The organism is Streptomyces coacervatus (assembly GCF_029223485.1).
Taxonomy (GTDB): Bacteria; Actinomycetota; Actinomycetes; order Streptomycetales; family Streptomycetaceae; genus Streptomyces; species Streptomyces coacervatus.
The window spans coordinates 242,981-254,346 of sequence record NZ_JARHTP010000009.1 but is presented as its reverse complement, the minus strand read 5'-3'; the positions used below and the strand labels follow the sequence as shown (position 1 = coordinate 254,346).

The following is an 11,366-nucleotide window of genomic DNA, read 5'->3' as shown; positions in this document are numbered from 1 at the left end:
GAGGCCTGGCGGTGCCCCGTCCCCCGCCCGGGGCACCGCCCGTTCATCGACGCCTGGTGAGCGAACCGGGAGGGGTCAGCTCGGCCGGATGTTCTGGTTGAGGCGGAACACGTTGTCCGGGTCTCGGTCGGCCTTGACCTTGGCCAGGCGGTCGTAGTTGCCGCGGTAGCTGGCGCGGACCCGGTCCTGGCCCTCGTCCATCATCATGTTCACGTAGGCGCCGCCCGCCGAGTACGGGTGCAGGGCCTCGAAGTAGTCGACGGTCCACCGCTTGACGAGGTCCGCGCCCGCGGGGTCGGGGTCGACGCCGGCGTAGACGGTGGACCACCGGGCGCCGCGGTAGGCCCAGGGGGTGTCGTCGGGGCCGACGTCGTGGGCCGCGCCGTCGATCGGGTACAGGTGCATGGTCGACTGGACCGTCGGCACCTCGGCGCCGAACTTGGCGTGGAGTTCGACGGCCTCGTCGGGGATCTCGTTGACGAAGTCGGCGCGCCAGTACCACTGATGGCCGGGCGGGTAGAGACCGTCGAACATGGACTGCAGGTCGGGATGGGGCATCGGTCCGACGGCGTGCAGCATCGGCGTCGGCAGGGCGTCGAGCAGCGGGGCCATCTCGCGTGCGGCGGCCTCGGGGTCGTCGCCCGCGTAGCACCAGACGACGCCGGCGGTCTTGCGCAGCCGGATGTCCTCGGGGAACGGCGGGGCGGGCGGGACGGTGCCGTGGAGGAAGAAGGCGTTGAGGTCGCGCGGTGCGTTCGGCAGGAAGTCCCGGTAGGCGCGGAGGACTTCGGGGCTGGTCTCGATGGGCCAGAAGGTCGGGCCGCCGATGACGGTGCCGACCTGGTGCAGCCGGAACTGGAAGGAGGTGACGACGCCGAAGTTGCCGCCGCCTCCGCGGATCGCCCAGAACAGGTCGGTGTTCTCGTCGGCGCTCGCCCGCACCTGCTGTCCGTCGGCCAGGACGATGTCCGCGGAGAGCAGGTTGTCGATGGTCAGCCCGCACTTGCGGGTCAGATGGCCGAGCCCGCCGCCGAGGGCGAGGCCGCCCACGCCGGTGGTGGAGACGATGCCGCTGGGGGTGGCGAGGCCGTGCGGGTTGGTGGCGCGGTCCACCTCGCCCCAGACGCAGCCGCCGCCGACCCGGACGGTGCGGGCCACGGGGTCGACGTGGATGTCCTTCAGGGGTGACAGGTCGGCGACCACGCCGCCGTCGGTGGTGCCGAGGCCGGCTCCGTGGTGGCCGCCGCCGCGGACGGCGAGGGGCAGGTCGTGCGCGCGGGCGAAGCCGATGACGCGGGCGACGGCGTCCGCGTCGGTGCAGCGTGCGACGAGTGCCGGGCGCCGGTCGATCATCGCGTTGTAGACGGCGCGGGCCTGTTCGTAGCCGGAGTCCTCGGGTCCGATCAACTCCCCGGTGAAGTCGGCCAGTTCCCTGCGTGCCGCCTGGGCGGGTGTGCTGGACATACGGATATCCCCCGTTTTTTCGGAGTCGGGTCGATCTGCACGTTCTACTCGGGTTGCGCGAGCCCGGGCATCCGTGGGTGCCACCTAGCTCGGGCCGGCGGGGTACCTACGTTTCGCGCTCGGCGAGCAGTCCGAGCTCCGCGGCGCGGACGGCGGCGTGGCGCCGGGTGGGTGCGTCCAGCTTGTCGAGGACCGCGCGGACGTGGTTGTCGACGGTGCGGACGGACAGGACGAGCCGGGCGGCGATCTCGGAGTTGGTCAGGCCCTCGGCCAGCAGCCGCATGACCTGCAGCTGGCGTTCGGTGAGGCCGGCCGGGTTGCCGCGGGTGGCGGCGAGCGGGCCGCGCGGGATGTGGCGCACGCCGAGCCGGCGCAGCTCGGCGCGGACCAGCCGGGCCAGCGGCTCGGCGCCCAGCGCGTCGAGCCGGGCGAGGGCGGTGAGCTTGTCGGCGGGTTCCGGGCTCTCCGCGAGCGCGGCGGCGTATTCGTAGGGGCAGCCCGCCGTGTGCCACAGGGCCGCGGCCCGCCGCCACTGCCCGCGGGCCTGCAGCGCGTACGGGTGCGCCGAGTCGTCCGCGGGGACCGGGTGCCCGGCCTTGGTGAGCCAGTAGCCGAGTTCGGCCCGGTAGGGGACGCCGGCCAGGTGGCGGGCCTGGGCGTGGATGGGGGCGACGGCCTCGACGACGGCGGCGTGGTCGCCGCGCAGCCAGGCGGCCTCCGCCAGCGCGGCCGCCACCGGCCCGGTGCGCTGGAGTTCCCGGGTCCGTACGGCGATCTCCCGGGCCTCGGCGAGGAGTTCACCGGCGCCGGGCCGGCCGCAGCGGGTGCGTATCCGGGCCAGGACGGTCAGGGCCGGGCAGCGGGCGGGCAGGAAGTCGTGGATGCCGAACTCGGCGTGCCGCTCGGCGTCCTCCCAGTCGGCGGCGGCGAGCCGGCGCAGGGCCAGCTCGACGTGCAGGTAGGTGAGGAAGCCGAGGTGTTCGGCGCGGTCGGCCAGGTCCATGGCCGGGGGCAGGAAGCGGTCGGCCTCGGTGTACTGCAGATTGTCGAGGAGGGTCCAGATGAGATTGGCGTAGGCGCGGCAGGCGTGCTCGACCTCGCCGGCGTCGAGGGCGACTTCGAGGCTCTCCTCCAGCTGGTGCCGCCCGCCGGGGTCTCCGCCCCGCCAGCGGGCCGTGCCCTGGTTGTTGAGGGCGTGCGAGAGGATCGCCGCGTCCTCCGTCTTCTGAGCCAGCACGATGGCGCGTTCGGCGTGTTCCACGGCCTCGGGGTAGCGGTCGGAGAGCATCCGCAGCTGGGCGATGTTGCTGACTGCAAGGGCCAGCAGCCGGTCGTCGCCCGCGTGTTCCAGGACGGCGACGGCCTCGCGGGCGGCGTCCTGCGCCTCGTCGGCGTCCCCCGCCCACCAGTGGATACGGGACAGCCAGCGCAGGTCGGCGCCGAGGGCGAGGGTGTCGCCGAGTGAGCGGCGCAGGGCGACCGCCTCGCGCTGGGCGGTGACGGCGGCGGCCGAGTCGGCGATGGTGTAGCTCTCCACGGCGTAGCGTTCGAGCAGGTCGGCGAGGTCGGGCGGGGTGTAGCGGTGCCGTTGCTGCAGGACGAGCCGCAATTGGGCTGCGGCCTCGCGGTGGGCGCCGGCCGAGGCGGCGTCCCGGGCCGCGTCGGGCCCGTAGCGGGCGATGGCGTCCTGGTCGCCGGCCTGGGCGGCGTGGTGGACGATGCGGGCGGCGTCGGAGCCGGGGCGGGCGACGAGCGCGGCGAGGACCTGGCGGTTGAGGTCGATGCGCCGGGCGGCGGGCACCGAGTCGGCGACCGCCCGTCGGATCAGCTCGTGCCGGAACGCCACCCGCTCCGGGGCCACGGCCAGCAGCCCGCGTTGCTCGGCCGCCGCGAGGACGGCCACCCCTCCGTTGAGCAGGGCGTCGACCAGGGGGCGTTCGACCGCGGAGGGGACGACGGCGAGCTGCTCCAGGGCGTCGACGATGGCCGGTTCGAGTCCGCGCAGCCGGGCGAGCACGGCGTCCACGACCGTCGGGGGCACTCCCCCGGTGCCGCCCGCGGCCACGACCTCGCTGACGAAGAAGGGGTTGCCCGAGGTCACCTCGTACACCTGCGCCGCATCGAGCCCGCCGGGCGCGCTGAGGGTGCGCACCGCGTCGAGTGACAGCCGGGCCAGGGGCAGTCGGTGCACGCGGGGTGCGCGGGAGACCTGGCCGAGGAGGTGGCGCAGGGGGTGTCCGCGGCTCAACTCGTCGTCACGGTAGGTGAGGACGAGCAGGGCGGGCAGCCGCTCCATGCGCCGCACGAGGAAGCGCAGGGCGTCCAGGGAGGCCTCGTCGGCCCAGTGCACGTCCTCGACGACGAGTACCGCAGGGTGCGGAGTCACTGCCAGCTCGCCGTGCAGGGCCTCGTAGACGCGGTGGCGGTCGCCGCCCTCGGTGACGGCGCGGGCGAGTTCGGCGCCGACACTGCCGACGAGGTCGCGGAACGGGCCCAGGGGCCGCCGGGTGGCGAGGTCGTCGCACTGTCCGACGAGGACCCGGGCCTGCAGCGGAAGCCGGTCGGGCATGGCCCTCACCAGGCTCGACTTGCCGATTCCGGCCTCGCCGAAGACGAGCACCACCGAACCGGCCCCGTCCGCCGCCTCCCGTGCGGCCGTGGCCAGCTGTACCAGCTCGGGCTCGCGCTCGAGGATCCCCCGGTCCACGCCGCCGATTCTGCCACCGGGGCGGGACGGGAAGGCGGGTCCTGCCGGTCGGATGTCACACTCCGGGCCGCTCGGCCCTCTTGAGTGCGGACACACGGCAGACACGCACGGGAGGCCTTGATGAACACCACTGCCCGAACTGCAGGCGCGTACGAGATCGAGCTGTCCGCGGGGACGATCGCGTACGAGGACACCGGCGGCGACGGTCCCGTACTGGTGCTGCTGCACGGCCTGATGATGGACGCCTCGCTCTGGGCGGGCCCGTCGGCCGACCTGTCGGCCGACCACCGGTGCATCGCCCCGACGCTGCCCCTGGGCGCACACCGCCATCCGATGCGCGCCGACGCGGAGCTGTCGCTGCCCGGGGTGGCGCGGCTCGTCGCGGAATTCCTTCAGCGGCTGGATCTGCGGGAGGTCACCCTGGTCGGGAATGACACGGGCGGGATGCTGGTGCAGTTCCTGATGGCCGACGGGGAGGAACGGGTGGGGCGGGCGGTGCTGGTGTCCTGCGATGCGTTCGACAACTTCCCGCCGGGGCTGACGGGCCGCACCCTGGCTCTCACCGGTCGTCTCTCGCCCCGCCTTTTCGGGCTGTTCATGCAGCAGATGCGGGTGCGGTCGGTACGCCGGCTGCCGATCGCGTTCGGTTGGCTGACCAAGCGGGGAGATGCGGCCACCGCGCGCTGGATGCGGCCAGTGCTGCGGCAGCCGGGGATCCGCCGGGACGCCGTACGCCTCCTGCGCACGGCGAACCGCGCCACCCGCCGCCTGCTCGAAACGGCCGCCGAGCGTCTGCCGCGCTTCGACCGACCCGCCCTGGTGATCTGGGCGCGCGAGGACCGGGTGATGCCGCCTGAGCACGGCCGGCGTCTGGCCGCGCTGCTGCCGCAGGGTCGGCTGGTCGAGGTGGACGACGGCTACACACTGCTCCCCCTGGACCGGCCTGCCGAACTGGCGCGGATCATCCGGGAGTTCGTGCGCGCCACGGAGGTGCCCTGACGGACCCGTCCTCTCGGCCTTCCCGGGTCCACGCCCCGTGCCTACAGTGCACAGCAGGACGCCCCGCGGTTTGAAGGGTGAGTCGGATGTTCCAGAACGCCGAGGAAGCCAGGAAGTTCATCGCGGACGTGGACGTGAAGTTCGTGGACGTCCGCTTCTGCGATGTGCCGGGCATCATGCAGCACTTCACCGTGCCGGTGGAGATCTTCGACCCGGACGGCGAGCTGGCCTTCGACGGCTCCTCGATCCGCGGTTTCCAGGCCATCCACGAGTCCGACATGGCCCTGCGCGCCGACCTGTCGACGGCCCGCCTCGACCCCTTCCGCAAGGACACGACCCTGATCGTGAACTTCTTCATCCACGACCCGGTGACCGGCGAGCAGTACAGCCGCGACCCGCGCAACGTGGCGAAGAAGGCGGAGACGTATCTGGTGTCGACGGGCATCGCGGACGCGGCGTATTTCGGCCCGGAGGCGGAGTTCTACGTCTTCGACAGCGCGCGCTTCGAGACAAAGACCAACGAGGCCTTCTACCACATCGATTCGGAGGCGGGCGCCTGGAACACCGGCGCGCTGGAGGACAACCGCGGCTACAAGGTCCGCTACAAGGGCGGCTACTTCCCGGCCCCTCCGGTCGACCACTTCGCGGATCTGCGCGCCGAGATGACCCTGGAACTGATCAAGGTCAACATCCTGGTGGAAAAGCAGCATCACGAGGTCGGCACGGCCGGACAGGCCGAGATCAACTACAGGTTCAACACCCTCCTGCACGCCGCCGACGACCTGCAGCTGTACAAGTACATCGTCAAGAACGTCGCCTGGCGCAACGGCAAGACGGCCACCTTCATGCCCAAACCGATCTTCGGCGACAACGGCTCCGGCATGCACTGCCACCAGTCCCTCTGGCAGGGCGGCAACCCGCTCTTCTACGACGAGGGGGGCTACGCAGGCCTGTCCGAATACGCCCGCCACTACATCGGCGGCCTGCTCAAACACGCCCCGTCGCTGCTGGCGTTCACCAACCCGACGGTGAACTCGTACCACCGCCTGGTCCCCGGCTTCGAGGCGCCGGTCAACCTCGTCTACTCCCAGCGCAACCGCTCGGCGTGCATCCGGATCCCGATCACGGGCGCCAACCCGCGGGCGAAGCGGCTGGAGTTCCGCGCCCCGGACCCGTCCTGCAACCCGTATCTGGCCTTCTCGGCCATGCTGCTGGCGGGCCTGGACGGCATCAAGAACAAGACGGAACCGCCCGAGCCGGTCGACAAGGACCTCTACGAACTCGCCCCCGAGGAACACGCGAACGTCCCCCAGGTCCCCACCGACCTCCCCTCCGTCCTGGACGCCCTGGAGGCCGACCACGAGTACCTGCTGCAGGGGGACGTCTTCACGTCCGACCTGATCGCGACGTGGATCGACCTCAAGCGCACCAACGAGATTGCGCCGCTGCAACTGCGTCCGCATCCGCATGAGTTCGAGCTGTACTTCGACGTGTGACAAGCCTCCGGTGCGGCCGGGCCGCCGGCCGGTGCGGGTGGTGCAGGGCAGCCCGTCGTACATCAACATGCTGGACGCGCTGAACAGGTTCGCTCGCTCGCCTTCCGGCCCGACCTGCATTCCCGGGCCTCGGCCGATCACGAGGGCGTGAGCGGAAGGTCGTCCGTGTACGCGTTGACGGGCGGGGAGATCCGCTCGGTGTGGTGGATGTCGAGGGCCGCCGTCGCGGACTTCGTGCCGAGTGTGCCTCTGGGGTGCCAGGTTCCGGTGACGGCCACCCAGGTGTTGGCGGGCGGTGCGGGAGTGCCGTACATCCGGACCTTGACCGACTGGGAGTCCGCCGCGCAGCAGGTGAAGATGATCCGGGTCAGATACCAGCCGCCGCCCTGTCCCGCCGGGGTGGCGAAGCCGGTCATGCTGATGCTGCGGCCCCTGATGGCCTGTTCGCGGTCCTGCTGGACCCGGGCGGTGAAGTCGCTGAGGGTCATCGGCAGAGGGACGGTCGCGGGCAGCGGGTCAAACCGCTGCTCCTTCGTCACGGCCTTGTTGTTCGCGTGCGAAGCCGTGTACGCGCCGAGGGCGGGCGGGGCGTAGAGGAGCAGGCTGAGCGCGGGCAGGAACAGCAGCCAGGCGATGCGGGGGGCGGTGGAGTGGTCGTGGCCGTGTGCGTGTGCGTGCCCGTCGGCTTCGGGGTCCGCGCGGTCCGGCGCCGCTGCTGCCACGCCCAGCAGCAGGAGCAGCACACCGGAGGCGATCAGCAGGGGGCGCAGACCTTCCTTGACGTAGCGCAGATAGAGGTCGCTGAACAGGGCTGCGTGCAGCAGGCCCAGGCCGGTCAGGACCAGCAGGAGGACTTGGGCGCGGCGCTTCACAGCAGTACGCCTCCGATCAGGACGCCGACGGCCACGGCCACCACCGTCGTCGCGGTGGAGAAGCGGAGGGCGAAGGCCCGGCCGAACGTGCCCGCCTGAAGGGCGATCAGCTTCAGGTCGACCATGGGGCCGACCACCATGAAGACCAGCCGGGCGGTGGGCGAGAAGCCGGTGAGCGAGGCGGCCACGAAGGCGTCGGCCTCCGAGCAGACGGCGAGCAGGACGGCGAGCGCGGCCAGGAAGAGCACCGACAGCCAGGGCGAGCCGGAGAAGGTGTCGAGGACGGAGCGCGGCACGGCCACGTTGAAGGTGGCCGCGGCCATGGCACCCAGCACCAGGAAGCCTCCGGCGTGCAGGAAATCGTGCTGGAAGCCGAGGCGGAACTCCCGCAGGCGGCTGCGCCCCGGCCGGTGTCCGGCATGGCGCACTGCCGGCCGCAGCCACTCCTCGCGTCCCAGCCAGAGCCACAGCCAGCCCATCGCGGCTGCGGTGACCAGGGAGGCCAGCAGCCGGGCGGCGACCATGGCGGGGTTTCCCGGGAAGGCGACGGCCGTGGCGGTGAGCACGATCGGGTTGATCGCGGGCGCGGAGAGCAGGAACGCGAAGGCCGCGGCCGGGGTGACACCACGGCGGATCAGACTGTTCGCGACCGGCACCGAGGCGCACTCGCAGCCCGGCAGGACGACTCCCGCGACGCCGGCCACCGGGACGGCGAGGGCGGGGCGCCGGGGCAGGATCCTGGTGAACAGGTCGGCCGGTACGAAGGCGTTGATCGCCCCGGACAGGATCGTCCCCAGGAGGAGGAAGGGCAGCGCCTGGACAGTGATGGCAAGGCAGACCGTGCGCCAGGCCGCGACAGCGGGCTGGCTCAGCCATCCGACGCCGGTGAGCGTGAGGACCGCCACCGCGCCGACGGCGGTGACGATGACGACGGGCAAGGGCCGTACGGTGACGCGGCGCCCGTGCCGGTCGGCCGGCGCCAGGACCACCGGCCGCTCCGCCACATCAACCAGTTCATCCGTTTTATTCATTTTTACTCCGGATGTCAGATTTCGTGGCGAAGATAAGCCAGGATCACTCCCCTCACGGTGCACACACGCCGCCACAGACGGATGAATGAAGGCGGCGGGAACAGAGTTGCCCGTGCTCAGCCGACCGCGACGTGGTCGTCCGGGCACGCACGCTCGGCCCTTGCCCCCGGCGGCTCCTGTCGTCGTACCGGCAGGAGGGGCCGGACGGGCTGCCGTCTGCGGCCGCGTTCATGGAACAGAGCCAGGGCGATCGCGGTGCCGACCGCTATCAGATGCTCGCGGCCCGCCAGATTGGGTACGGCAATCGACTCCCACACCATCGACCCTCCGGTGAGGGCGAACACGATGGGTGCGCGACGCACGACGGCGAGATAGGTGAAAAGGCCCACGACAGCGGCAGATGGTCCGGTGTCCAGCACCTGTCCGATCTCGCGCGGCAGCCCCAGGCCGCCCCAGCCCGGACCGAGCGCGATCATCACGCGCACCATCAGGGTGCCGGCGAGTGTGGTCGCGTACGACATGACGAGCGTCCTGGCCCGGCCGAAGCTGAGTTCGGCCAGCGCGAACGCGAGGAACAACTGAGTGATCCCCGCCCACACGGGCAGGTCCAGGGCCGGGACGTACAGCGACACCGGCGTGCGCAGCAGGGCCAGCCACAACGGCAGGTCGCCCTTGACGCCGCCGAGCAGCCGCACCACCACCGCGCCGGTCGGCCGCTGCGCAAGCGCATGGAAGAAGATGACACCGAAGGCGGCCAGGAACGCCAGGGACAGTGCGGGCAGCCCACGACGTCTGAGCTGCCGTACCGGATCGACGACGATGCCCTGCCACTCGCCTCGCAGCGTGCGCCCGACGAACGCGGCCACCCGCCACCATCCGCCGCGCCGTTGCCTGTGTCTCTGGCCGACCCGGTCGCCCCACAGCCCGTCGGCGCGCTGCTGGTCCGCGGCGCCGTCTCTGCATCGCACCCCGTTGCGAAGCAAAACTCCCCCGTCTCCCGTCCACGCCCCACCGCATGGATCGGAACGGGGCGAGGGCGCCCCGACCGAGGCTAGGCCCGGCGGCGGGGCTTCCTGCGCTTGGCGCCCTTGGAGACGTCGGAACCGGCCCTCGGGTTCCGTGCCGTCGACTTCCCGGCCGTCTTCCCCGTCGCATTACCTGCCGTCCTGCCTGCTGCGGGCTTGCGCCGGGCGCCGGCCGTGTCGCCGGTCCTGCCGTCCGCCCTGCCCTTCGGCTCCGGCGCCGGTGCCTTGCGGCCGCGGGAGCTGTTGGCCGTGCGGCCGCGGACGATCCCGATGAAGTCCTCCACCAGGTCCGTGGTCGCCCCCTCGGGCCACGCCAGGGCGACGCCCGACTCGGGGGCGTCCACGAGCGGCCGGTACGTGAGGTCCTTGCGGTGGTGCAGACGGGCCAGGGACTGGGGGACGACCAGGAGGCCGACGCCCGCCGCGACGAGTTCCACGGCGTCCTCGGTGGTGGCGGGGCGCTCGAAGGCGGGCTCGCCCGGCGGCCGGTCCCAGTCGAAGACGTCGTCGAGCGGGTGGAAGACGACCTCCTCCGCGAGGTCCTCGACGGTCACCTCGTCCGCCGCCGTGATCACATGGTCCTTGGGGACGACGACGACCGTCGTCTCGGTGTAGAGGGGGATCGCGCTGAAGAACGTACGGTCGACCGGCAGCCGCACGAGCCCCACGTCGGCGTCACCGGCACGCAACACGTCGGATGCCTCGGCGGCCGGTACGGCGAGGAGGTTCAGCGGGATGTCGGGCAGGCGCTCGTTCCAGATCCGCACCCACTTGGCGGGCGTCACCCCCGGGACGTACGCAAGCCGGAACGTTGGGGATGCTTCCGAGCCTGTCACCAGGCCAGGCTACCGGCCGTGGTCGGAGGTCTCGAACAGGGTCGATACCCTGGACGGCATGAAGTCGCACCAGAGCACCCAGACGATGAAGCCCGCGACCGCGGCGAAGAAGCTGGGTGTGTACCTCGAGGCCACCCCCGCCGAGTTCCGGGAGGGTGTCGTCTCGCGCGCCGAGCTCGACGCCTTCCAGGCCGATCCGCCTCAGTGGCTGCGGGAGCTGCGGGCCAAGGGGCCGCATCCCCGTCCGGTGGTCGCGGAGAAGCTGGGCGTCTCCATCTCGGGTCTCGCGCGCGGTGGGATCACCGACGCGCTCACCACCGAGCAGATCGAGGCCCTCAAGCAGGAGCAGCCCGAGTGGCTGGTGAAGGAGCGTGCCACGCAGGCCGAGGTCCGCAAGGAGGCGGCGCGGATCAAGAAGCGGGACACTGAGGGCTGAGCTCCGCGGTTCGCAGCATGCCGGTTGTCGTCTGCGGCTCCGTCGCGGCTTGTCGCGCCCGCGCGGCGGAGCCGCATATCTATACAGCCCCGCGCCCCTTCAGGACGCGACCTCCCTCCACCCGCGACAGTCGGTTGCCGTCTGGATCCGCTGCGTGTATGACGCAAGGATCTGACGGACCGTCACGACGAAGGTCACAAAAGCGTATCGGACATTCCGGCCTTCAACCTTCACACGAGCCGCACAAGTTGGCTAGCGTGGCATCAGGCCGCACGAGTTCCTCCGGCGAACCCCGCCGGGACGCGTGGCCTCCGCCGAGTCCGGTGCGCCCCCGTGGCAGCCGGAGCCGGGGACCCAACCGAACGATGGGGTGAATCGGCCCAACTGCCCGCCAGGGCAAGGGCCGTAGGGCATGCCTTCCGGAACCGACCGCCCGAACCCGACAGCTAACTCGGTAGGCGGAGTACGGAAGGAGTACGGCTCCCATGGCGCCGGATCGA

Annotated in this window: 9 protein-coding genes and 1 riboswitch; of the genes, 3 read left to right on the top strand and 6 right to left on the bottom strand. The window is 71.7% G+C overall.

The genetic code is table 11. The features are described from left to right. Window positions 1–75 precede the first annotated feature (75 nt). Window positions 76–1,464, bottom strand: a complete 1,389-nt coding sequence (locus P2Q00_RS23515) for an FAD-binding oxidoreductase (protein WP_275774638.1) — start codon at window positions 1,462–1,464, stop codon at window positions 76–78. A gap of 106 nt (window positions 1,465–1,570) precedes the next feature. Continuing rightward, complete coding sequence (locus P2Q00_RS23510) at window positions 1,571–4,171, bottom strand: ATP-binding protein (protein ID WP_275774637.1); 2,601 nt, start codon at window positions 4,169–4,171, stop codon at window positions 1,571–1,573. A 120-nt stretch (window positions 4,172–4,291) separates the two neighbouring features. Between P2Q00_RS23510 and P2Q00_RS23505 the strand changes: the two genes are divergently transcribed. Then, window positions 4,292–5,170 (top strand): alpha/beta fold hydrolase, encoded by an 879-nt coding sequence (locus P2Q00_RS23505; protein WP_275774636.1) that lies wholly within the window; start codon window positions 4,292–4,294, stop codon window positions 5,168–5,170. A gap of 86 nt (window positions 5,171–5,256) precedes the next feature. After that, the gene (gene glnA / locus P2Q00_RS23500) at window positions 5,257–6,666 is read left to right on the top strand and encodes a type I glutamate--ammonia ligase (protein WP_275774635.1); all 1,410 of its coding nucleotides are present in this window, start codon (window positions 5,257–5,259) and stop codon (window positions 6,664–6,666) included. Window positions 6,667–6,803: 137 nt separating this feature from the next. Here glnA and P2Q00_RS23495 read toward each other — a convergent pair whose 3' ends face one another. The 4 genes from P2Q00_RS23495 to P2Q00_RS23480 all read right to left on the bottom strand — a co-directional run bounded on the left by P2Q00_RS23495 (window position 6,804) and on the right by P2Q00_RS23480 (window position 10,430). After that, window positions 6,804–7,538, bottom strand: coding sequence for a TIGR03943 family putative permease subunit (locus P2Q00_RS23495; protein WP_275774634.1), 735 nt, complete (start codon window positions 7,536–7,538; stop codon window positions 6,804–6,806). Then, window positions 7,535–8,569 (bottom strand): permease, encoded by a 1,035-nt coding sequence (locus P2Q00_RS23490; RefSeq protein WP_275774633.1) that lies wholly within the window; start codon window positions 8,567–8,569, stop codon window positions 7,535–7,537. The genes P2Q00_RS23495 and P2Q00_RS23490 overlap by 4 nt, the downstream gene beginning before the upstream one ends. 116 nt (window positions 8,570–8,685) lie before the next feature. Beyond that, the gene (locus tag P2Q00_RS23485) at window positions 8,686–9,435 is read right to left on the bottom strand and encodes a hypothetical protein (RefSeq protein ID WP_275774815.1); all 750 of its coding nucleotides are present in this window, start codon (window positions 9,433–9,435) and stop codon (window positions 8,686–8,688) included. Between the two features lie 185 nt (window positions 9,436–9,620). Further along, complete coding sequence (locus tag P2Q00_RS23480) at window positions 9,621–10,430, bottom strand: LysR family transcriptional regulator substrate-binding protein (protein WP_275774632.1); 810 nt, start codon at window positions 10,428–10,430, stop codon at window positions 9,621–9,623. Window positions 10,431–10,488: 58 nt separating this feature from the next. On the opposite strand from P2Q00_RS23480, the gene P2Q00_RS23475 reads away from it, so the two are divergent. After that, window positions 10,489–10,866: a DUF5997 family protein gene (locus P2Q00_RS23475; protein WP_275774631.1), complete on the top strand. Its 378-nt coding sequence runs from the start codon at window positions 10,489–10,491 to the stop codon at window positions 10,864–10,866. A 302-nt stretch (window positions 10,867–11,168) separates the two neighbouring features. Next, a riboswitch (cyclic di-AMP (ydaO/yuaA leader) is annotated at window positions 11,169–11,343 on the top strand. The last annotated feature ends 23 nt before the right edge of the window (window positions 11,344–11,366 follow it).

What these genes read in the sequence shown, in the direction of transcription:
- glnA (WP_275774635.1), top strand. Translation starts at nt 5,257, where the DNA reads ATGTTCCAGAACGCCGAGGAAGCCAGGAAGTTCATCGCGGACGTGGAC.
- P2Q00_RS23490 (WP_275774633.1), bottom strand. Translation starts at nt 8,569, where the DNA reads ATGAATAAAACGGATGAACTGGTTGATGTGGCGGAGCGGCCGGTGGTC.
- P2Q00_RS23475 (WP_275774631.1), top strand. Translation starts at nt 10,489, where the DNA reads ATGAAGTCGCACCAGAGCACCCAGACGATGAAGCCCGCGACCGCGGCG.
- P2Q00_RS23515 (WP_275774638.1), bottom strand. Translation starts at nt 1,464, where the DNA reads ATGTCCAGCACACCCGCCCAGGCGGCACGCAGGGAACTGGCCGACTTC.
- P2Q00_RS23505 (WP_275774636.1), top strand. Translation starts at nt 4,292, where the DNA reads ATGAACACCACTGCCCGAACTGCAGGCGCGTACGAGATCGAGCTGTCC.